We start from the raw sequence: 22083 nt of genomic DNA on the forward strand, positions 1-22083 counted from the left end.
TAGTTTTGCATACGTATGCAAAAAAGTCTTGCCTGATTTGGTATATGCGAATTACAGTTTTGCAAGCGTATGCAAAATGATTCCTTGCAGGGGGCACCATGGCGGAAATTCAATTGCGGAACGTCGGCAAGAGATGGGGCTCATTCGTTGGGGTTCACAACTTCGACCTGACGATTGCGGATCGCGAGTTCCTGGTGCTGCTTGGCCCCTCGGGCTGCGGCAAGACAACCACGATGCGCATGATCGCTGGCCTTGAAGACGTGACCGAAGGCGAGATTCTGGTCGATGGCAATGTGGTCAACGATCTGGAACCCAAAGACCGTGATGTCGCGATGGTGTTCCAGAGCTATGCGCTGTATCCCAATATGAACGTCTACGAGAACATCCGCTTTCCGTTGAAGGTGCGGGGTATCGATCCGTCGACCCATGACGAGAAGGTGCGCCGCGCCAGCGCGATGGTCGAGTTGGACGATTTCCTGCACCGTAAGCCTGCCGAGCTGTCAGGCGGTCAGCGACAGCGTGTGGCACTGGCTCGCGCCATTGTACGCGAGCCGAACGTGTTCCTGATGGACGAGCCGCTCTCGAATCTTGACGCAAAGCTGCGCGTCTCAACCCGAGCGCAAATCAAGAACCTCAGCCACGAGCTGGCCGTGACGACCATCTACGTGACCCATGACCAGATCGAAGCGATGACGCTGGCTGATCGTGTCGTGGTGATGAAGCAGGGCGTGGTGCAGCAGGTTGGTAGCCCGACCGAAATCTATGACCGGCCAGCGAATACTTTCGTGGCCAGCTTTATCGGCTCTCCCGCGATGAACTTGATGGATGGTGAGGTCTCGGGCGGCGTGTTCCGTGCCGAACATGTCGAAATTCCGGTCGATGCGCCGGATGGTCCGATGACGCTGGGATTCAGGGCCGAGGATGCCAGCCTTGCCGCAGGGCAGGGGCAGATCACCGCACCGATCTACACGCTGGAACTGCTGGGTGACGCGACCATGATTTCGGTCCGGGTCGGTGGTGCTCTGGTCTCGGTCAAAGCAGACAAAGCTTTTCGCGCAGAAATTGGCGAGCTGGTCTCGTTCTCGGTGCCAACAGAAATCTGTCATCTCTTCGAAGCTGGAAGCGGTGCGCGGATTGGGGAGCAACCCCACAAACAGCCCAAACGGGCTTAACACCGGTCCGGACGTCGACGACGGACCGATCCTGACAGGGAGAAACGTATGACACTCAAGACGATCCTCATGGCAGGCGCCATGTCCATCGCCACCACCGGTGCGTGGGCAGATTGCGCCTTCGAAAATGAAGTGCCGCTGAAATCGCTTTCTGCAGGGTTCGAAGCTTGGAAAGCGGTCACCGACGCGATGGCTGAATGCGGCAATTTCAGCGCTTCGCTGGACCAGGAATTCCGTGAAAAGCAGCCCGAAGCATTTGCGGCAGATCCGGCGCTGTATCAGATCGGTGGTGTATCCAATGCGACGCTGGTGCCGTTGCTGAATGCGGGTACAATCCGCCCGCTGGACGATCTGGTCGAAAAGTACGGTCAGGATTTGCTGCCCAACCAGTTGATCAAAGTGGATGGTAAGACCATGGCCATCGCGATGATGGTGAATGCTCAGCACCTGATGTATCGCGACGATGTTCTGGCCGAACTGGGCATCGAAGAACCGAAATCCTATGATGACGTTCTGGCCGCGGCTGCCAAGATCAAGGAAGCCGGAGTCATGGACTACCCGATCGGGGGCACGTTCGAGACAGGTTGGAACCTCGGCCAGGAATTCATCAACATGTATATGGGTGAAGGCGGGTCGTTCTTTGGCGATGGCAACATGCCCGCGATCAACAACGCGCAAGGCGTTGAGGCGCTTGAGACGCTAAAGGCCATGACCGAGTATATGGACCCGGAATATCTGGTTTCTGACTCGACTTATGTGCAGCAGCAGTTCCAGCAGGGCAAGATTGCCATGGCGAACCTGTGGGCCAGCCGTGCAGCCGCAATGAATGACGAAGCCGAAAGCCAGGTTGTTGGCAAGGTGACCATGGCCGCGGCGCCGATGGGTTCGGCAGCGCCAGCGACCACGATCTGGTGGGATGGCATCGTTTTGGCGTCGAACATGAGCGACGAAGAGGCCGATGCCGCCTTCCGCGTAGCGCTCGAGGGCATGGATGGCGATATGGTCAGCGCGAACAACGATGCCGCCGTTTGGCTGAGCCCGGCCTATTCCGCTGGCGATTTGGCCGCCGGAGCCGCAGCTTCCGCAGCAGGGGGCGCCAAGGCGTATCCTGCCTCGGGCCCGATGGGCATCATGCACACCGCCTTGGGTAACGGTTTGGCCGATTATCTGACCGGCGCCAAAGATGCGCAAACCACGCTGGCCGACATCGAGGCGGATTACATCACCGCCGCGAAAGAGGCCGGTCTGATCAGCAACTGATCCTTCCTGCGGGAGGGCTACGGCCCTCCCGACCTTATCCCTTGAGAACCATGAGAAAGGCAGAGCCATGAATTCCCGGACATTTGCCGCCTTTGTTGGCCCCTCTGTCTTTATGATGCTTCTCTTTATCGCATTTCCGCTGGTCAGCGTGTTCAAGCAAAGCTTCTACGTCACGCAGCCGATCTATGAGACGGTTGAAAAGGAAACATGTACTCCGGGCTTTCTGACCCAAACCTGTGTGACCGAGCAAGTGTCGCAGCCAAAGCTGGATGAGCATGGCGAGATCATTACGCAAACCCAATATGTCGGATTGCAAAGCTATCGTAACGTTCTGGAGCCCGAACGGGCTTGGCGCGCCATAAGCGATGGCAGTTGGCATGTGCTTTCGACGATTAACTTCTGGAAGGCCCTGCGGTTCACGTTGACCTTCACGCTGATCACTTTGCCGTTGGTGGTCGGGTGCGGTCTTGGAATTGCAATCCTTATCAACAACGCCGCTCGAGCGATCCGCGGACCGGTGATATTTGTCTCACTGCTGCCATTCATCATCACACCCGTGATCGGTGTGCTGGCGATCAACTGGTTGTTTCGCGGTGACGGGATTCTGACCGCAATGATGGAATGGTGGTTGAACCGCGACATCGCTTTGTTTGCGCAAGCGTGGACCATCGAGGTTCTGATGATGCTTTACCGCGTCTGGCACGTCGCGCCCTTTGCGGCGATCATTTTCTATGCCGGTTTGCAAACGGTCAATCAGGACAGTTTGGAAAGTGCGGTGATCGACGGCGCTACTCGCTGGCAACGCCTGAAATACATCGTCATCCCGCATCTGATGCCCCTGATCATCTTTGTTGCGATGATCCACCTGATGGACTCCTACCGAGTGTTCGAAGAAATCGTGGGCTTCTCAAGCCAGGGCTATGTTATCTCGCTGCAGTGGCTGACCTTCGATTACCTGACACCGGATCAGGCGGGGAACCGGTCGATCAGCCGGGCCTCGGCCAACTCGATGCTGACCATGATCGGTGTCGTCATACTGCTTATCCTGCCGCTGCGCCGCACGTGGCGCGATCACAAAGGAGGTCACTGACATGTCCTCGCGCGCGCTTCGCCAACCTTTCAGCCTGCGTCTGACCTCGAACATCTTTCTGGCGCTTTGGTGCCTGATCGCGGCGTTCCCGATCTTCTGGATCGTGGTGATGAGCTTCAAATCACCAGTCGATGCCTTCGACAGCAATGCTTTGAATGTGATCTTTGGCCCGGCCACGCTGGGCGGAGGTAAAGGTCTTTCGCTGCTGGATATCATACTGGGCATCGCGGTGATCTGGGTCACGATTGCATTCTCGACCAAAACTCTACCGTCGATGGTTAAATCCTACTCGAAACCCGGGCAGGAGTGGTTCGGGTGGGTCATCGGGGTGCTGGTAGTTCTGGTGAGTTTTCTGGTGGCGTTCTTTGTCATTCTTCCGGCCATTCTGAGCGTGCTGAACCCTTGGTTTGGGCCATTGGGGCGGGACGTTCTGGGCCTGACAACGGAACACTACAAGACCGTCTGGATCGACCGGGGCTTTTCGAACAACTTCAAGAACTCGCTGATCGTCACGACGGGCGTGGTGACGGTTTCGCTGACGGTGGGCACGTTGGCAGGCTATGGTCTGGCGCGCTCGGGCTCAACTCTGGCGTTCTGGATACTGATTGTCGCGCTGGTTTTCCGCGCATTGCCGCACTCGGTCCTGGTGGCGGGCTATCTGCCGGTCTTCATCAACTCTGCCGAATGGCTGGCTCCGATATTGGGAGAGAATGCGCCGACGCTTTACGGCAAACCCTTCGCGGTAATCGCTGTGCTCGTTGCGATCAATCAGCCCTTCACCATCTGGATGCTGCGTTCATTCTTTCAGAACATCCCGGCAGAACTGGACGAGGCCGCCCGCGTGGATGGATGCAGCCATTTCCAGGCATTCCGCCGCGTGATCATGCCAGTGATGTGGCCGGGTGTGATCACCACAGGGCTGTTCAGTTTCCTGCTGGCCTATAACGATTTTCTCGTCACCGCTCTGCTGCTGGACGCACAAAACCAGACCATGGTTCCTGCCATCGTCGGCATGTTCAACCGCGAGACAACGACAACCGATCAGGTGGTAGCCGTGGCTGCCGCCGTGTCCATCACCGCGCCCCTGATCTTTCTTGTCCTGATCTTCCAGCGCCAGATCGTCAGTGGTCTGACCGCCGGTGCAGTTAAGGGATGACGAGATTTTTCGACGAAAAATCTATGACCGGAGTAAAAAGATGAAAGGTTCCCGCCCTGAACAAGCGGTTTTGACCCGCGATACGGACATGAGCAAAACCGAAGATACGCGCCGCGTGATCGAAACTATGGTCGACGGCCTGAACGACCATCGCATAGACGACATCGGCGAGTTCTTCTCGCAAGGTTTCCGCTGGATGGGGAACCAGGGCTGCGGCACCAAAACCGGGCTGAAAGAGTTTCAGGACAACTGGCAGCGCCCGTTTCAGGCGGCGTTCTCGGACAAGACCTGTATCGACGAGGCCCGACTTTACATGGGCGAGTGGGCTGCTGCCTTTGGTCGTCAGGAAGCGACCCATTCGGGCGAGTTTCTGGGCATCAAGCCCACCGGCAAACGGGTCGAGATCCGGTACATGGATTTCTGGAAAGTGGTCGATGGCAAGATCGTCGACAACTGGGTGAACGTCGATTTCGCTCATGTCGCGGCGCAACTGGGTGTCGACCTATTCCAGGGTGAAGGCTGGGAAGCTTTTGACCGGGGTGAGAAACATCCGCCCCGGCCCGAAAATTGAGGATCAAAAAATGGCAATCGAGTATCTCAAACGCGGCAAGTCTGACGCTGATCGGGCCGAAGATGACGCCAAAACCCGTGCGGTGGTCGAAGCCACCCTGAAAGACATTGAAACCCGTGGCGACGCTGCCGTGCGCGAATTGAGCGAGAAGTTCGACAACTACTCGCCCGAGTCATTCCGCCTGTCGCAAGCGCAGATCGACGACCTGATCGGTCAGCTGACAGACAGGGAATTGGCCGATATCAAATTCGCGCAGGAACAGGTGCGTAACTTTGCGCAGGCACAGCGCGACTCGATGTTGGATATTGAAGTTGAAACACTGCCCGGGGTCATCCTTGGTCACAAGAACATCCCCGTTCAGTCGGTTGGATGCTATGTTCCGGGTGGCAAGTTTCCGATGGTCGCCTCGGCCCATATGTCGGTGGCGACAGCCTCGGTCGCCGGGGTCCCGCGTATCATCGCTTGTACACCTCCGTTCAACGGCAGGCCCAACGCAGCCGTGATTGCTGCGATGCATCTCGGTGGCGCGCATGAAATCTATGTCATGGGTGGCATTCAAGCCATTGGCGCAATGGCGCTGGGAACTGAGACGATCGATCCCGTGCATATGCTGGTCGGCCCTGGTAATGCCTTTGTCGCCGAAGCCAAACGCCAGTTGTTTGGCCGAGTGGGTATCGATCTGTTCGCAGGACCAACTGAGACGATGGTGATCGCCGACGAGACCGCTGCGGATGCTGAGTTGTGCGCGACTGACCTGCTGGGGCAGGCCGAGCATGGATACAACAGCCCCTGCGTGCTGCTGACCAACTCACGCAAGCTGGCTGAGGACACCATGGCCGAGGTTGACCGCATTCTGGGCATTTTGCCGACCGCAGGCACTGCGAAAGTGTCTTGGGAAGAGTACGGTGAAGTCATCGTCTGCGACACTTATGACGAGATGTTGCAAGTCGCCGATGACATCGCATCTGAACATGTACAAGTCATGACGGATCGCGATGATTGGTTCCTTGATAACATGACGTGCTATGGCGCGCTGTTCCTGGGCCCGCGGACCAATGTTTCGAACGGTGACAAGGTCATTGGCACCAACCATACGCTGCCGACCAAAAAGGCTGGGCGCTATACTGGCGGGCTTTGGGTCGGTAAATACCTGAAAACCCACAGCTATCAGAAGGTTCTGACCGACGAGGCCGCAACGCTGATCGGCGAATACGGCTCGCGCCTGTGCATGTTGGAAGGCTTTGTCGGTCACGCCGAGCAGTGCAATGTCCGCGTGCGTCGCTATGGCGGCATCAACGTGCCCTATGGCGAAGGGGCGCCTTATCGAGACGCGGCTGAATGACTGACAGGCAAACGCTGCACAAAGCCCTGATCGCTCCGCTCAGAGCTGCGATGTACGACTTCTCCGAGGCCGGCGTTCGTAAAGCGCTGGCCGAGTTGACGGAACCGGATGCTGTGTTTCACCTGTGCCATCCGTTCGGGGACAGCACAGGCAGCGATACCTTTTATGACAGCGCCTACAAAGACCTCCTGAACGCATGGCCCGATCTGGAGCGGCGCGACTATATCGTCATGGCAGGTCCGGATGAAGCCGGGGCGGATTGGGTCGGTTGTGGTGGCTATTACACTGGCACCTTCACCGGGCCGTGGTTGGACATTCCGCCAACGGGCCATCAGGTGACAATGCGGTTCCACGAATTCTACCGCTTTGAGGACGGCAAGGTTGTTGAGATGCAGGCGCTTTGGGACATTCCCGAAGTGATGATGCAAGCCAATGCCTGGCCGATGGCCCCCAGTCTGGGGCGCGAATGGCATGTGCCCGGCCCAGCCACACAGGACGGATTTGTAGCCGGGCCATATGACGAGGCCAAAGGTAAAGCGACGTGCCAGCACATCATCGACATGCTGGAGCATCTTAAGAAACACCCGTCGCAGGGCGGCCCCGAGGTGATGGAGATGGAGCGGTTCTGGCATCCGCGCATGAACTGGTACGGCCCTGCGGGGATCGGAACCGGGCGCGGCTATGCAGGGTTTCGCAACTGGCACCAGATTCCTTTCCTGAGTGGAATGCCGGACCGGGGTCGGTATGTGGATGAGATCACCTATCACTTCTTCGGCGACGGCGAATACGCCGCCGTGACCGGCTGGCCCAATATGATCCAGACCGTCACTCATGACGGTTGGATGGGTATTGCGCCATCGGGCAAGAAAATCACCATGCGTAGCCTCGATTTCTGGCGGTTGGAGAATGGCAGAATCCGTGAGAACTGGGTTCTGGTGGATTTGCTGGACGCCTACCGGCAGCTTGGTGTTGACGTCTTCGCCCGTCTGCGGGAATTCAACAAGGCCCGAAACATGGGCCGCATTGAAATACCGGATGGAATGAGCTGATGACCGATCTTCCCCGCACCCCGTCGTTTTCCCTGAAAGGAAAAACCGCCCTTGTCACCGGGGCGTCTTCGGGCATTGGACAAGGCTGTGCCGTCGCACTGGCTGAGGCGGGGGCACATGTGGTCTGCGCCGCGCGCGGCGCGGTTCGTCTGAATGAAACGGTTGCTGCGCTTCAGGCGCAGGACTGGTCGGCCGAGGCGCGGGTGCTGGATCAGGGCGATCTGGATGCGTTGCAAACTCTGTTTGACGACCACTGTTTCGAAGTCGTAGTGAACTCGGCCGGATTGGCGCGTCATGGGCCAGCCGTTGAAACAACGCCCGACGATTTCGACGCAGTAACAAACGTCAACCTGCGGTCCGCCTATTTCCTGTCATCCTATGCGGCCAAAGCTCTGATGGCAGCGGGCAAGCGGGGGTCGATCATCCATATCTCCAGCCAGATGGGCCATGTGGGGGGCATCGACCGCGCGGTTTATTGCGCAACCAAGCACGGGCTTGAGGGCATGGTCAAAGCCATGGCGGTTGAATGGGGCAAGCAGGGTATCCGGATCAACACGGTCTGCCCGACCTTTATCCGAACGCCTTTGACGCAATCGACCTTTGACAATCCTGAACGCGCCGCGTGGATCATGGAGAAGATCAAGCTGGACCGGGTCGGAGAGGTTGAGGACATCATGGGTGCGGTCGCCTATTTGGCCTCCGACGCCTCGGCACTGGTGACCGGAACATCAATGCTTATCGACGGAGGTTGGACGGCGGACTAATGGCCGAGAAAGTCACATCCCTTCAGGTCGCGCAACTTGCCGGTGTCAGCCAGTCTGCCGTAAGTCGCGTATTCACGCCCGGAGCCTCGGTCAGCAAGAAGACAGAAGAGAAGGTGCGCAAAGCCGCCGCGGAACTGGGATACCGCCCCAATGTGTTGGCGCGTGCGATGGTGTCGGGCAAAAGTCGCATCATCGGTTTGGTGGTCGCTTATCTGGACAATTATTTCTATCCCGAAGCACTTGAGAAGCTATCCAATGCGCTGCAGGAGCAGGGTTATCACGTCCTGATTTTCATGGCGTCCAGAACTGCCGGAAACATAGACGATGTGATGGATGAGATCCTCGATTATCAGGTTGACGGTGTCATTCTCGCCTCGGTCGCGATGTCGTCTGATATTGCAACGCGGTGCCAACAGGCAGGCGTTCCGGTTGTACTGTTCAACCGCAGTCAGGACATAGACGGGATCACCTCGGTCACGTCAGACAATTATGCGGGGGGGCGCAAGGTGGCTGAGTTCTTTATCGCCGCCGGTCACAGCCGCATTGCCTATATCGCTGGATGGCAGGGTGCATCAACGCAACGCGACCGCGAGGCCGGATTCCGTGCGGCACTCGGCGAGGCCGGTCAGGAATTGTACGCCTACGACATCGGAGAGTTCCTGACCGAAGATGCGCGGCTGGCCGCGCGCCGGATGTTTGATATCGAACCGCAGGAACGGCCAGATGCGGTCTTCGTTGCCAATGACCACATGGCGTTGGCTGTGATGGATGTCCTCCGATTTGAATTGGGAATGCGCATACCCGAAGACGTTTCGGTTGTAGGATACGACGACGTCCCTCAGGCAGGGTGGCTTGCCTATAACCTCACCACCATTCGTCAGCGGGCCAATTTGATGGTTGCCGAAACTGTTGACGCCTTGTTGGACCATATTGAAAACCCGACGACCGCCGCTTCGCGCAAGGTCGCGATTGATGGGCCGCTGATCGTGCGTACGTCGGCACGGCTGCCCAAGGGTTGGACACCGCAAAGGATGAAGACATGAAAGGCTTTGATCCCAAGTTCCGGGATTTCCCCGATTATATCATCGGTATCACCAGAGAGATTTGGGAAGACCGGGGGATCGCGACGCTGCACGACTATTACAGCGAGGACATCGTTGTCCGTTCACCCGGGTCGGTGGTTCTGGGCAATCAGAATGTGATCGGCGCGACTATGGCAACGCTGGCCGAATTCCCGGATCGGCAATTGCTGGGTGAGGATGTGATCTGGTCCGGCACGCCCGAAGAAGGGATGCTGAGTTCTCATCGCATCCTGTCAACAGCCACGCATCTGGCCGAGGGTGTTTACGGCAAGCCCACGGGTACAAAACTGCGCTATCGGATTTTGGCCGATTGCCACGCGATTGATAATCAGATCAACGACGAATGGCTCATCCGCGATCAGGGCGCCATCGTGCGCCAGATGGGATGGGAGCCAAAGGAATACGCCGCCGATCTGATTACCCGCGAAGGAGGTAAAGAGAGCTGCGTCAAGCCTCTGACCCCCGAAACCGACCAGCCGGGGCCATATAAGGGCCATGGAAACGATAACGAGTGGGGACAGCGATACGCAGATATTCTGACCCGGATCATGAATGCCGATATGGGCGCGATCGAGTCCGAGTATGACCGGGCTGTCCAGTCAGAATATGTCGGCGGCGTTACCGGTCATGGCTGGGATGCGGTTGACCGCTTCTGGATGGGTTTGCGGGCGAGTTTCCCGAATGCTGAATTCAAGATCGAGCATCAGATCGGCCGCAGTGATCCGAACATGCCGCCGCGTGCGGCAATACGTTGGAGCCTTTGGGGCAAACATGACGGCTGGGGCGCGTTTGGCGCACCGACGGGAGCACAGGTATATGTCCTGGGCATCAGCCACGCCGAGTTCGGCGCCCTGATTGGCGAACAGCCGCAGCTGCGCCGCGAATATACTCTGTTCGATGAAACCTCGGTCTGGAAGCAAATCCTGTTGCAGAGTGGTGAGGTCTGAGTGGCGCGCCCGGTTGCATATCGCATCCTTGTGGATGGTTTGAGTGAGACTGGACCCCTTCGGCGTTTCCATATGCACCGCCAAAGCCTGCGTGCACGGCGTTTGAACCTGCGTCCGCCCGGAGAGTGAGAGCGTGTGCCGCACAAGCACGCAATCCACCGCTCCTGAAAACGTAGTATCGGAACTTACAAAATGTCGGAATCAACCATCTCCTCCCGCATCGTTCGCTACGGCGAGCTTCAACCCTGCAAAACCGCGTTTATCGATGCCCACACACCGGGCAGCGATCAGAAAGAGAATTTCACGATCATCGGCGGTGGTGTCTCGGAATCTCCGGACCAGCATGTGCACATCACTGACAAGATCGGCTTCAACATCGGTGCTGCGGGCCAGCCCCCGAGATGCCGAAACTCGCTGCACAGCCACACGACGGCCGAGGTCTTTTTCGTCGCCAAGGGCCGTTGGCGATTTTTCTGGGGCCGGTACGGCACGGCTGGTGAGTTCATCGCCGAGGAGGGTGACATCTTCAACATCCCCACCGGTATCTTCCGCGGCTTCGAGAACGTCGGTCAGGACTACGGCATGATCATGTCGATCCTTGGCGGTGACGACGCGGGCGGCGGGGTGACCTGGGCCCCTCAAGTCATCGAAGATGCGCAGGCGCATGGGCTGATGCTGGGCGATAATGGCGTGCTTTACGATTCCAAAAAAGGGCAGGAATTGCCTCACAACGTACACCCGATGCCTCTGCTGACCGAAGAGCAGTTGAAGGATTACCCCGAAGTTCCGGTTGAGGATGTCGTCGGAAAATATGTCGCGCGGTATTGGGACCTGATGGCGTTGTCGGCCAACAAGCCCGCACAGGTGATTGGCGAAAACGGAATGATCAAGGACAAGCCCGGGTTCGAGGTTGATTTTCTTGGGCGTGGGTCTGCTGTGACCGAACCGGTTGCAGCTGAAAAACCTGTGGTTCTGATGCCCGCCAGCGGCCATTGGCGTGTTTCGATCGGCGATCATAACACCACTTTATCTACCGGCGACACAGCTTTGGTATTGCCCGGCGAGACCTATAGTGCCGCGCCATCGATGACCGGGCACGCAGGACTGTACCGGATCACCGCAACCGATGACCCGGCAGGAGCGACCTGGACAGGATGACCGCTGACCCTGACAACACTCAGGCCGTTTATGAGCGGCAAGCCACGGAATACGACAAACGTCGCTCGAAAGCGCTGTTCGAAGCGCGCTGGCTGGCGCGCTTCACGGCCAGCCTCAAGCCGGGGGACCATGTGTTGGATCTGGGATGCGGCACTGGCGATCCGATTGCACGCTGGTTCATGGCTGAGGGGTTCGCAGTAACGGGTGTGGACTTTTCCGATGCGATGCTGGCCCTTGCCCGGGATCGTTGGCCGGATGGGGACTGGCAAAATGCGGATATGCGGAACTTTGAGTTGGACCGGCAGTTCGAGGGTATCATCGCTTGGAACAGCTTTTTCCATCTGACGGCGGATGAGCAAAAAGACTGTATCGCCCGCATGGCACGGCATTTGCGGCCCGGTGGGATGCTCATGTTGACCGTTGGACCTCGCGCCGGGGAGGTAAATGGCACTGTGGCGTCGGAACTCGTCTACCACGCGTCACTGTCTCCAGCCGGTTACGCGACCTGTCTCGAAGAAAATGGACTGCAAATGACCGGGTATCTTGCCGAAGGCCCCGAAACCAAAAGCCATACGATCCTGATGGCACGAAAACTGTAAGGAGGTTCTGATGGCAATCAAAACCACACATGTTGGATCTCTGCCCCGAACGCAAAACGTGGTGGATTTCATTTTCGCCCGTGAAAACGGTGACCCCTACGACGCGGCTGCGTTTGATGCCTGCATGACCGATGGGGTCTCAGAAACAGTTCGTAAACAGGTTGAAGCCGGTATCGATATCGTCAGTGACGGCGAGACTTCAAAGATTTCATATGCGACCTATGTCAAGGATCGATACACCGGGTTTTCTGGCGACAGTCCCCGAAATGCGCCTGCGGACCTGAAGATGTTCCCCAGCTTTCTGCAACGACTTGCCGATGACGGTGGTACACCCCAATACGCACGACCGATGTGCACCGGTGAAGTTCGCTCAAAAGGGCAAGGCGAGTTGGAAAAGGATATCGCCAACCTTACGACCGCAATGCAGCAGCATGGGGCAGAGCGCGGTTTCATGAACGCCGCGTCGCCCGGTGTGATCTCTCTGTTTTTGCAGAACGACTTCTACTCAACGCGCGAGGCTTATTTGGCGGCGTTGGCCGACGCCATGAAAGAGGAATACGAAACCATCGTGGCTTCTGGTCTGGATCTGCAACTGGATTGCCCCGATCTCGCCTTGTCGCGCCATATGCTATTCACCGATCTCTCGGACGATGAGTTCGTCAAGATTGCTGACATGCATGTCGAGGCTCTGAACCACGCGCTTCAGAACGTACCACAGGATCGCGTGCGCGTGCATATCTGTTGGGGCAACTATGAGGGCCCACATTGCTGCGATATTGCGATGGACAAGGTGTTCAGCACCCTGATGGCGACCAAATCGCGCTATGTCCTGTTTGAGACCTCGAACCCCCGCCACGCTCACGAGTGGACGGTGTTCCGCGACCGCAAGGCCGAGATACCCGATGACAAAGTTCTGGTGCCCGGTGTGGTTGATACGACCACTAACTTCGTTGAGCATCCCGAACTCGTAGCCCAGCGGATCGAGCGCTTTACGCAGATCGTCGGCGGAGAACGGGTAATCGCAGGTAGCGACTGCGGCTTTGGCACCTTCGCCGGATTTGGCGCAGTCGACCCTCAGATCGCCTATGCCAAGTTGTCGGCGCTGTCTGAGGGGGCAAAGCTGGCCTCGGCATGACACCCTTGATCTTCTTGCCGGGTATGATGTGCGATGCCCGCCTCTTTGGCCCGCAGATCAATGCTCTGTCGGGCAGCAGGCCCGTGATGATGTTCCCGTTATCCTGGCACGACACTGTGCAGGCAATGGCGGCTGACATCCTGCAAAATGCGCCACCCAGTTTCGCGCTGGCAGGTTTGTCGATGGGCGGGATCGTGGCGATGGAAGTACTGCGTCAGGCACCTGAACGCGTCTCGCGCCTGGCATTGCTCGACACAAACCCGCTGGCTGAAAGTCCAGAGGTCAAAGCCCGCCGTGCCCCTCAAATGGCGGCAGTTCGCGACGGCAAACTGAAGGCGGTGATGCGCGACGAGATGAAACCAAATTATCTGGCCGACGGACCTGCTCGGGGGGCTATTCTGGATCTTTGCATGGCGATGGCCACAGACTTGGGCCCAGACGTGTTTCTCCGCCAATCAAAGGCTTTGATGGATCGCCCGGACCAATGCGTGACACTGAGGTCATTTGCCGGAAGGGCTCTGGTCCTGTGCGGGCGCGAAGACAAGTTATGCCCTGTTGAGCGCCACCAGATGATGCATGATCAGCTGTCGCAGAGCTCGTTGGAGATCATTGAAGGTGCGGGGCACCTCCCGACATTGGAACAACCACAAGAAACCACAGCGGCGTTGATCCGCTGGCTGGAGGACACATGACCCCATCCCTTTTGTCCCTGCTTCGCAAGGTCGACACCCCCACCGTCTGCAATGCCATCGAAGTGGCGCAGGGCAAGCGCGGTTTCGACGATTTTACGCGCGGCACCATGCTGTGTTCAGCGCCCGAAGAGCCTGCGATCGTCGGCTATGCGCGCACGGCCAAGATTGCGGCCGTCAATCCGCCAACCGAGCCATCTGACGTCATCAAAGCTCGGCGCATGGCCTATTACAAATACATGGCCGAAGCGCCCAGCCCCTGCGTCGCGGTGATTGAGGATTTGGATTATCCGGATTGCATCGGTGCCTATTGGGGTGAAATCAATACCTCTGTCCACAAGGGGTTCGGACTTTCCGGTGTCGTAACCAACGGTGTCATGCGCGATCTCGGAGACTTGCCCGAGGGGTTCCCGGTTGTTGCCGGTTCTGTCGGGCCGAGCCACGGTTTCGTCCACATCCGAGAGATCGATACGCCAGTTTCAGTCTTTGGCCTGACAGTCAAGCCGCGAGATTTGGTTCACGCCGACCGTCACGGAGCGCTGGTCGTGCCCAAGGATGTCGTCGACCAACTAGAAGCTGCAATACAAAAGCTGCTTTCGACGGAACGAATTGTCTTAGATGCAGCCCGCCAGCCGGAGTTTGATTTCGAGGCATTCGAATCCGCTTGGGCAACGTTCGAAAAGATGAGAGTTTGATTGTGGAAAGCAGAGAACATGAATGCCGATTGGATGTGTTAGAAAATTCACATCTGAGGCGTCCCTGACCGGCCGTATGTAGTGATAAATAGCAACAGAGAATTGCAGGGAACCGCGACCCGTTGCCCGGCAGCGTCTTGCATCGCAAACGATGAAAGACGCCCAGCCGCCAAGCAGCCGATGGAAGGCCGTTGATCAATACCCTTGCCCCGTTTGATCGCTCACTTGGCCAGAAAAAGTAGTGCCGCGGATCGGGCGATGGAAACTGCCGATGATGGCATCCAGTTTGGCTTTCGTGCCACCTTTCGTCCTCGTGATCAGTCGAGTAAGCCCTTCTGCTCTAGCCGCCGTCCCTCCCAAGCCGATCCGACTACACGGAAAGCTGGTAATACGCCGTCATCAACACTGCGATGATTGCCAATTCAACGACCAGCGGTGGCAGAACTGCCTTGTCGAACCCGTCCGCCAGAATGCCGACTATGCGCCCAACGGCGACAACCGCCATAAGGATCGCAACGGCAAGATAGCCCAACGTCTGCCCCGTCGTCAGACCGATTGCCAGCAAAGCCACAGAGGCCAGAAACAGACCGCCGATCACCGAACGGATCGTGCTGAGCCCAGCAGTTCCCACCGGTTCGATGGCAAAGTTGGCGACCATGCGTCGCGGAGCAAACATCGACATGATGCCGAGACCGGACAGCATGAGGGCCGCGAGTATGACCAAGATGCTCAGTGTGGTTTCCATTTCATTTCTCCTTTGAATCAGGCGAATTGCCTTAATGCCTGCTGCGCGTTGTCCTGAGTGGTGATGTCTGACAGAGTCCCATCAATGTTGGCTTGATCCACAACCGGCCCGGTAGGGTACCCGATTTGACTGGCGTAGAAGTGGCCGGTCTTGAATTCCGGGTTCAGCAAGCCGTCCAGATACCGTTTTGCCCCGGCTTCAACGCTGTGCATCATGCCGAACAGGGGCATCAGCACGCCGCCGACATGTTTGAAGACAATGCGTTTCATAAGTGGCAGGTCGTCAAAGCCAGCAGTTCCTGCGGTGCCTCCGGGGCTCATGGTGACAAAGCGAATATGGGGGTGCTGACGCGCCATCGCTCCCATCCACAGAGTCGCGGTGAGTTTGGCGTAACCGTAGGTCTGCATCGGATCGCCCTCGGGGCCGAACTTGCTGCCGTCGGCGATTGATTTGAACTCGTCCACTGTTCCATCGGACAGGTCGGGGCGGTGCATACCCATTTTAGGAATACCACGAGCAGCCTCGGACCCAGCGTATAGGATTGTGGATGTTACCAACTGACGCTCAAGCAACGCGTCTACCAACACCACGTGCCCCAGAACGTTTGTTGCGAAAATGTTGGTCACGCCATCGCTAGTGAGGCTGTTTGGGTTCTGCCCGCCCGTTCCACCCGCATTTAGGATTACGGCGTCGATCTGGGTGGAAAGCTCGGCCACAGCTGCGCGAACCGAAACCGGATCGGTCACGTCCATCAGGACAATTTCAAAGATATTGCGTCCGGTCTCACGTTCCAGCGCTGTTTTTGCGGCTTTCGCTTTGGTTGGGTTGCGGCAGGCCAGATAGACTTTGGATATGCCTTTTCTCAGCGCAAGCTGCCGGGCCGCCTCGCGACCAAGCCCGGCATTTGCGCCGGTGATCAATACAGATTGTATCTGGTTCATCGGGTAGAGTCCCTGGGTTTGTGTTTGATAGGTCCAAGGTAATCCGGTCAACATATGATCTATAGATAGGAATTTCTGGACATGATGCATCAAAAATGAAACACACATCTCATGTCGATCAAGGAAAGCCACTCTCTGAATTGGGACGATCTGAAGTATTTTCTGGCCGTTGCCAGAACCGGAACTCTTCGGGGCGCAGCTGACAGTATTCAGGTGAACCACACCACGCTGACGCGCAGAGTTTCAGTCATGGAAGAGCGCGTCGGCAGCCGGTTGTTCGATCGCTCAAGATCCGGCCTCGCCTTGACACAGCTTGGCGAAGACCTGATGCCCCATGCCGAACGCGTCGAGCAGGAAATGTCCGCAGCGTCACGTGTCATTGTTGGCCGGGATGCGCAACCGTCGGGCACAGTCTACGTAACTCTTCCTCATGGCTTGGCGATGACATCACTAATGGATGATTTTGCGGCCTTTGCAGACCTTTATCCGGACATTACGCTCAACATGAATTTCACAAACGATATTCGCGACCTGATGCGTCGGGAAGCTGACGTTTCGCTGCGTATCGCCGATGAGGTGACGGACGATGTGGTCGGGCGAAAGCTTGTCCGGATGTCACAGGCAGCCTATTGCACGCGCGGCTACGCCGAACGGATCAGCGACAATGGCGGCGAGGGGCTCCACCTGATCGGCTGGCATGAGCCTGAAGATGCCACCACCGCGAAGTGGGTGAAAGACAGCTACTACCCCAAGGCCACCCTGAAGCACCGCGTCTCTGAACTGGTTCCCCTGATCACGCTGGCGGCCTCGGGGTTGGGCATGGCCTATCTTGCGTGCAACCTTGGAGACCGTCATCCCAGCCTGATCCGTGCACCGTTCCAAAAGCCGATGCCTTATCGAAACATCTGGCTCTTGCTGCATCGTGATCTTCGAAATACGGCGCGGGTCCGGTTGTTGGTCGATTTTCTGGCCAAGCAGGTCAGGTCCAGGCGAAATGAGTTCTGGATATCGGGGACTGTAGCACCATGTAAGTAGCCATTTGTTAAGGGTGGGTGCTAAATAGAGCTTAGTCGTATGCTGTAAGGACATACCATTCCCACATTTCTTGGGTCCTCTTACTTTTTTTCAATCGCGTCCAATTTCGGCGAAATCGTTTGCTACGAAATCAATCAATGTACGGATCGGCAGGCGGCGGGCTCTACTATCTGAACATCGCGCCTATATTCTAGGCGTCAATCGGAAAGGTGCTGAGCGAGCTTGGGAGCGAATTGATGCGCCGCAGCGTGACGGCGTTCAGTTTCAATTTTTAGAATGCATCTACGAAGAAGGCATGAAAGTAGCAGGGTGGAAATGCCCAACAACGATCATGGGTCTTGATTATCTCAGACCCTCGAGCTCGTCTTCAGATGTTTCGGACGAAGTTGTCCTTCGCGGCACTTTCTGGACATGTCGTCACCAAGTGCTTCACGGTAGAAACGCGATGCTTGTAAGACCAACTCGAGTTTGGACGGAAGCTCCAGAGGTCCGAGGTTGAACTGAGATCATGTTCACCGAAGCCTGCCTTCTATCGCTTGGCTAGCTGGATTGGGACTCTGAACTTAAAGGTTTCTCCCCTCAGTTCCTTTGGCGCTTTGGGAAAGCGTTTTGCGCGGGCCACGGCGTCCATTGCTGCTTTGTCCAGTTCTGGCACGCCGGAAGAGCTTCTCAGGCGATAAGCCACAAGTTTTCCATCGCGTGATACCTGCATCTCGATGGTCACACTTCCGCTGGCTTTTGACCTACTTGGATAGCGTTTGTTGCGATCAATCCGTGCGCGGATCTTGGCACCCCAGACGGCCTGTAACCGGGCCGTCTTGCCGGGGTCGCCGGTTGTGACCTTGGCGTCGCCTGCACCGGCTTGCGCACCGCCACCAGACCCGACCGCGACCTCTTTTTGCCGCCCGGCCGAGGTCTGATTGGCCTTCAGTCCCTCTTTGGGCTGCTTCTGCACAGGACGGGGTTGGGGCCGCGTGTCGGGTGTCGGGTCTGCCTCGACCCTCGGCTCCGGCGGTGGGGGGGGCGGAGGTGTTGTCTCGATTTCGACGTCCTGCTCAATCTCGGGCTGCGAGATGGCCGCACGCATCGCTGCATTTGGTGCGGGTGTCAGATCAATCTGAGGCAAGGTGGGTGTTTCTGCCCTAATTGCTTGCGGCGCGGCAAGCTCGGGTTGTACGACAGGAGACACAACGGGTGGGCGTTCCCAGGATTTGACCATCTCGACCACCGTTGGGGCGGCGGCTTGAATCGAGACCATCGCATCACCACCGCTGCCGCCCGATTGGACCCCTGATACCGGACCTTTTGCAAAGGCGAGGATATGCAGCGCGATGGCAAGAACCACGAAGATGCCGAACTCGACCCCCCGCCTCATTGCGCCGTCACAATCAATTCGACGCGCGACAGACCGGCCAAGGCAAGCTTTTGCAACAGTCCGGCCAACACACGCGCTTCAACCTCGCCATCGGCCCGAACCTGAATGGCCTGTTCGTCGTCAGCGATCGCGGTGATCGCGGCCAGAGCCGCGGCATCTTCGGCACCTTCGAACGATGTCTTCCCGGTTTTGTCGACATAGAGAACGCGCTCGACCTCGGGTTCGGTTTCCAAGCTGGCGCTGGGCGGTGCCACGTCAAAGGGTTCGGGCCTCGCAAGGTTCGAGGTCATCAGGAAGAATATGAGCAACAGGAATACGACGTTGATCATCGGCACGATCGATTCAGAACGCGGTCGGCGGGTTGGGGCTGAGAAATCCATCACTCTACTCCACCAGAACGACCGAGCTGTATCCGGCCTGTCGCAAGCTCTCGGTCACGGTCACGATGCGCTGCAGGCTGGTCCCGTCCTGGCCGCGTAAGATCAGCATGTCCGTAGGGGACCGCATCAGCGGTGCCAGCGCCTGCGGCAGGTCCACCATATCAACCCCGTTCAACGTCACTTTGTCCGGATAGATATCGATCAGGCGCGGCGGTCCGGTGTACTCACCACCCGTCGATGCCAGCGGCAACGGCACGATCGCATCCACCCCGAACCGCGAAGCCAGCATGAAGAATACCAGCAGCAGAAACACCACGTCGATCATCGGGGTGAGGCTGGGCTTGCGTCTTGCTCGGCCGGGCGGGGCGAACTGCATGGGCTATTCCGCTGCCAGTTTCAGGTCATCGGGCGCTTGAAACACGAACAAACGGGTCGCGCCGTCCTCAACATCGCGGCGGATGCGGTCGATCACTGCCTCGAACCAGGTCAGCGCAGCCGAGGCTGGAATGGCGACGGCCATCCCGGCCGCGGTGGTCAGAAGCGCCTCCCAGATGCCGCCCGCCAACAGCGCGGGATCAGCACGGTTTCCGGACTGTTGCAGAGCCTGGAACGCGGCGATCATGCCCAGAACGGTGCCCAGCAGACCCAGCAGTGGGGCAATGGTCGCAATCAGTTCGAGCGCTCGCAACCCGGTGCCCGCCTGCGCGATTTCACGCTTGGCGACGCGCGCGGTTTCCTCGCGCGCCCGGTCTTCGGGCAGAGCGCGGATTGCGCCGATGGCATGGGCGACGACCCTGGACCGGATGCCCCTGCGCCCGGCCACGGTGGCCAACGCAGCATCTGGCTGACCGCTTTCAAACAGATCCACCGCTTTGCCGGCTTTACCGCGTGACCACGCACCGATCAGCGCCAGCCGCCAGATTTTCCACAGGATCAGCGCAACGGTGATGACCGACAGTGCCGCAATGGCCCAGATGGACGGACCGCCATCACGCAGGAACGCAGTCGCGTCGGCCGAGGCGTCCTGCGCTGCCTGCACAACCTCTTGCTGAGGGGTGAGCGGTTCGACCGGCGACAGAACCACCGGCGCCTCCTCCGGGTTTGCGGTCGCGGCTTCGGAGGCGACCGGGGTTCCGTCAGGCGCAGGTGTCGGAATGGGGGTTTCGGGCAGCGATGGTGCTGTCTCTGCCAAAGCAGGGCTTTGCGTAGAAACTTCGGGGGCAGGTTGCGTCTCCTGCGCGGCCAGAAAGGTGGGAGTCACGGCAAGCGCGGCCACAAGGATCATTCGCGGGGTCATGAGCGGCTCCAATAGGCCGAGAGATAAGATTGGGTGGGATCGCCGTTGCGGTTTTTGAAACCCGCGCGAACGCGCAGAACTTCGCTTTTCTCGGAGGCAACCCAGAGATAATGGTCGGGCCTTTCCAGATGCCCGGCGAGTGCAAGCGCGCCGAGATCCAACCCTGCCGCACGTCGATGCCAGATCACCGAGACGCCCTTGGGCGCGGTGATCGGATAGTTGCAGTTCGCGCCTTCGTCAGCCAGCAGGTTCACGTGACCGATGGTGTCGGGAGAGAGGGACTCGAGAATACGAGCGAGGGCGGGAAACGCTGTTTCATCCGCATAGGCCAGCAGGCGGTTGGTCGGCGGAATGCCCGCCCCAACCGGGCCGGATATCCCCAACTCGGCGCCAGGATGGGCAGAACTGGCCCAATCGGTCACACGACCGCCTTCGTGCAGGAAGATGTCGACATCCAGAGTACGGGCTTTGCGATCGATCGAACGCACCGTATAGATAGGACGGTGCAGCGCGTGATCCCCTTTGGGCCAGATCGTCGTGCCGTTCGCCGCAAGTGTCGGCCATTGAGCGGGCGCAACACCCGTAGGCGGCAGCACCAGACGGAAATGAATCGCGTCATCCTGAAACCCGGACAGATCCGGTAGGGATGCCCGCACCCGTAGAAAAGCGCGGCCCACGGGCGTCACGGACTGCACCCGCGCGAAATGGAAGTTCGAAGGCTGCTCTCCAGCCTGATCAGCACCCGACCAGCGCAAACCTTCGACCATTTCCGGGGCGACCTGAGCCAACCGTTCCACCAGCCCTTCTTTCAGAACTTGCACCCATTCAGGACGAGAGGACTGCACACGCGCCTGAACGCCCCGCGCGGTCGGTGAGAACGACAGCAGGCCGCGCATGAGCTGAACGGTGATTTCAACATCACTGTCCGCGTGGACCGTCAGGTCTCGGGTTGTTGCCTCGTGCCGCAGAACCCTGCGGATGGCATCGAAGGTCAGCCCCGGTATATGCGCCTCAGACTGTTGCGGGAAATCGGAATGCAGGGTCAAGGCATCTGCATCCCGGTTTGATCTGTAAGGTTCATGGCGCCATCCACCTCATACGACGGTTGGCCCGCACGGGCCCCGGCAATCGTCGATCTGTTCACGAGATTTGGCTGGATCGCGGAAACAAGAGGGGTGAAACGCAATCTGGCTGACGGGTTCAAAACCCCGTCATCCGTCCCGTCCTAAAATTCCTGTGTGATCTTGTCAAGTTTATGGCTGTAAACCTCAGAAGCCCCTGATGGAGCACCCCTGTTGTAATTTCCGACTATTTTTGTCATATATTTTTCGGCTTAGTCAGATCCTTCGGAATCACGCCCGGCCTTCCCAACATTTCAGTTCATAGCGGCCCAAGGACAGTGGGGTCTGATCGTAAGGACAACAGGCAATGAAATCGATCCTGAGCACGATGCTGGCCACCGATGATGTCGCCAGCCAGTTCGGATGCAAGCTGAAACCCCAGCTGCGCGCGGCAATCCAAGCCGATCTGAGGTTTCCGGTACATGCTGCATCGCCGCTTCCTCAACCCGGGCAGATACAAAACGATTTGCCTGCGAATGT

The 22083-nt window shown here is 58.0% G+C and carries 24 protein-coding genes; 16 read left to right on the forward strand and 8 right to left on the reverse strand.

The window, feature by feature from the left end; genetic code table 11:
- Positions 1 to 98: 98 nt before the first annotated feature.
- The 15 genes from ugpC to RA27_RS00750 all read left to right on the forward strand — a co-directional run bounded on the left by ugpC (position 99) and on the right by RA27_RS00750 (position 14709).
- Positions 99 to 1172 (forward strand): sn-glycerol-3-phosphate ABC transporter ATP-binding protein UgpC, encoded by a 1074-nt coding sequence (gene ugpC, locus RA27_RS00680; protein WP_039533974.1) that lies wholly within the window; start codon positions 99 to 101, stop codon positions 1170 to 1172.
- A 48-nt stretch (positions 1173 to 1220) separates the two neighbouring features.
- A complete protein-coding gene (locus tag RA27_RS00685; RefSeq protein WP_039533976.1) occupies positions 1221 to 2432 on the forward strand; it encodes an extracellular solute-binding protein in 1212 nt (403 codons plus the stop codon).
- Between the two features lie 67 nt (positions 2433 to 2499).
- Positions 2500 to 3522 (forward strand): sugar ABC transporter permease, encoded by a 1023-nt coding sequence (locus RA27_RS00690; RefSeq protein ID WP_039533979.1) that lies wholly within the window; start codon positions 2500 to 2502, stop codon positions 3520 to 3522.
- A 1-nt stretch (position 3523) separates the two neighbouring features.
- Positions 3524 to 4678, forward strand: coding sequence for a carbohydrate ABC transporter permease (locus RA27_RS00695; RefSeq protein WP_039533982.1), 1155 nt, complete (start codon positions 3524 to 3526; stop codon positions 4676 to 4678).
- Positions 4679 to 4718: 40 nt separating this feature from the next.
- Positions 4719 to 5249, forward strand: a complete 531-nt coding sequence (locus RA27_RS00700; protein WP_039533984.1) for an ester cyclase — start codon at positions 4719 to 4721, stop codon at positions 5247 to 5249.
- Between the two features lie 10 nt (positions 5250 to 5259).
- The gene (gene hisD, locus RA27_RS00705) at positions 5260 to 6591 is read left to right on the forward strand and encodes a histidinol dehydrogenase (protein WP_039533987.1); all 1332 of its coding nucleotides are present in this window, start codon (positions 5260 to 5262) and stop codon (positions 6589 to 6591) included.
- The gene (locus tag RA27_RS00710) at positions 6588 to 7640 is read left to right on the forward strand and encodes an ester cyclase (protein ID WP_039533989.1); all 1053 of its coding nucleotides are present in this window, start codon (positions 6588 to 6590) and stop codon (positions 7638 to 7640) included. Before hisD ends, RA27_RS00710 begins: the two co-directional genes overlap by 4 nt.
- Complete coding sequence (locus RA27_RS00715) at positions 7640 to 8404, forward strand: SDR family oxidoreductase (protein ID WP_039533991.1); 765 nt, start codon at positions 7640 to 7642, stop codon at positions 8402 to 8404. The genes RA27_RS00710 and RA27_RS00715 overlap by 1 nt, the downstream gene beginning before the upstream one ends.
- Positions 8404 to 9447 (forward strand): LacI family DNA-binding transcriptional regulator, encoded by a 1044-nt coding sequence (locus RA27_RS00720; protein ID WP_039533994.1) that lies wholly within the window; start codon positions 8404 to 8406, stop codon positions 9445 to 9447. Before RA27_RS00715 ends, RA27_RS00720 begins: the two co-directional genes overlap by 1 nt.
- Positions 9444 to 10433 carry an ester cyclase gene (locus RA27_RS00725; protein ID WP_039533996.1) on the forward strand — a complete coding sequence of 330 codons (990 nt, stop codon included), beginning with the start codon at positions 9444 to 9446 and terminating at the stop codon, positions 10431 to 10433. The genes RA27_RS00720 and RA27_RS00725 overlap by 4 nt, the downstream gene beginning before the upstream one ends.
- 192 nt (positions 10434 to 10625) lie before the next feature.
- Positions 10626 to 11591, forward strand: coding sequence for a cupin domain-containing protein (locus tag RA27_RS00730; protein WP_039533998.1), 966 nt, complete (start codon positions 10626 to 10628; stop codon positions 11589 to 11591).
- A complete protein-coding gene (locus RA27_RS00735; RefSeq protein ID WP_039534000.1) occupies positions 11588 to 12190 on the forward strand; it encodes a class I SAM-dependent methyltransferase in 603 nt (200 codons plus the stop codon). The genes RA27_RS00730 and RA27_RS00735 overlap by 4 nt, the downstream gene beginning before the upstream one ends.
- A 7-nt stretch (positions 12191 to 12197) precedes the next feature.
- Positions 12198 to 13325 carry a cobalamin-independent methionine synthase II family protein gene (locus tag RA27_RS00740; RefSeq protein ID WP_152610620.1) on the forward strand — a complete coding sequence of 376 codons (1128 nt, stop codon included), beginning with the start codon at positions 12198 to 12200 and terminating at the stop codon, positions 13323 to 13325.
- On the forward strand, positions 13322 to 14017 hold the full coding sequence (locus RA27_RS00745; RefSeq protein ID WP_039534005.1) for an alpha/beta hydrolase: 696 nt from the start codon (positions 13322 to 13324) through the stop codon (positions 14015 to 14017). The genes RA27_RS00740 and RA27_RS00745 overlap by 4 nt, the downstream gene beginning before the upstream one ends.
- Complete coding sequence (locus RA27_RS00750) at positions 14014 to 14709, forward strand: RraA family protein (protein WP_039534007.1); 696 nt, start codon at positions 14014 to 14016, stop codon at positions 14707 to 14709. Before RA27_RS00745 ends, RA27_RS00750 begins: the two co-directional genes overlap by 4 nt.
- 370 nt (positions 14710 to 15079) lie before the next feature.
- Here the strand turns inward: RA27_RS00750 and RA27_RS00755 are convergent, their stop codons facing one another.
- Both RA27_RS00755 and RA27_RS00760 read right to left on the reverse strand, forming a co-directional pair.
- The gene (locus RA27_RS00755) at positions 15080 to 15454 is read right to left on the reverse strand and encodes a DUF4345 family protein (RefSeq protein ID WP_039534009.1); all 375 of its coding nucleotides are present in this window, start codon (positions 15452 to 15454) and stop codon (positions 15080 to 15082) included.
- A 17-nt stretch (positions 15455 to 15471) separates the two neighbouring features.
- A complete protein-coding gene (locus RA27_RS00760; protein ID WP_039534012.1) occupies positions 15472 to 16395 on the reverse strand; it encodes an SDR family NAD(P)-dependent oxidoreductase in 924 nt (307 codons plus the stop codon).
- Positions 16396 to 16506: 111 nt separating this feature from the next.
- On the opposite strand from RA27_RS00760, the gene RA27_RS00765 reads away from it, so the two are divergent.
- Complete coding sequence (locus RA27_RS00765; protein ID WP_039534015.1) at positions 16507 to 17430, forward strand: LysR family transcriptional regulator; 924 nt, start codon at positions 16507 to 16509, stop codon at positions 17428 to 17430.
- A 529-nt stretch (positions 17431 to 17959) separates the two neighbouring features.
- Here the strand turns inward: RA27_RS00765 and RA27_RS00770 are convergent.
- From RA27_RS00770 to RA27_RS24560, 6 genes are all read right to left on the reverse strand, one after another.
- A complete protein-coding gene (locus RA27_RS00770) occupies positions 17960 to 18805 on the reverse strand; it encodes a TonB family protein (protein ID WP_039534017.1) in 846 nt (281 codons plus the stop codon).
- Positions 18802 to 19185: a biopolymer transporter ExbD gene (locus RA27_RS00775; protein ID WP_039534021.1), complete on the reverse strand. Its 384-nt coding sequence runs from the start codon at positions 19183 to 19185 to the stop codon at positions 18802 to 18804. The genes RA27_RS00770 and RA27_RS00775 overlap by 4 nt, the downstream gene beginning before the upstream one ends.
- A 4-nt stretch (positions 19186 to 19189) precedes the next feature.
- Positions 19190 to 19561 carry a biopolymer transporter ExbD gene (locus RA27_RS00780; RefSeq protein WP_039534023.1) on the reverse strand — a complete coding sequence of 124 codons (372 nt, stop codon included), beginning with the start codon at positions 19559 to 19561 and terminating at the stop codon, positions 19190 to 19192.
- 3 nt (positions 19562 to 19564) lie between these two features.
- The gene (locus RA27_RS00785) at positions 19565 to 20482 is read right to left on the reverse strand and encodes a MotA/TolQ/ExbB proton channel family protein (RefSeq protein WP_039534025.1); all 918 of its coding nucleotides are present in this window, start codon (positions 20480 to 20482) and stop codon (positions 19565 to 19567) included.
- Positions 20479 to 21528, reverse strand: coding sequence for a siderophore-interacting protein (locus tag RA27_RS00790; RefSeq protein WP_039534028.1), 1050 nt, complete (start codon positions 21526 to 21528; stop codon positions 20479 to 20481). Before RA27_RS00790 ends, RA27_RS00785 begins: the two co-directional genes overlap by 4 nt.
- A gap of 334 nt (positions 21529 to 21862) precedes the next feature.
- On the reverse strand, positions 21863 to 22027 hold the full coding sequence (locus tag RA27_RS24560; protein WP_206539978.1) for a hypothetical protein: 165 nt from the start codon (positions 22025 to 22027) through the stop codon (positions 21863 to 21865).
- Positions 22028 to 22083 lie beyond the last annotated feature (56 nt).

It is taken from the genome of Ruegeria sp. ANG-R, assembly GCF_000813985.1.
Taxonomy (GTDB): domain Bacteria; phylum Pseudomonadota; class Alphaproteobacteria; order Rhodobacterales; family Rhodobacteraceae; genus Ruegeria.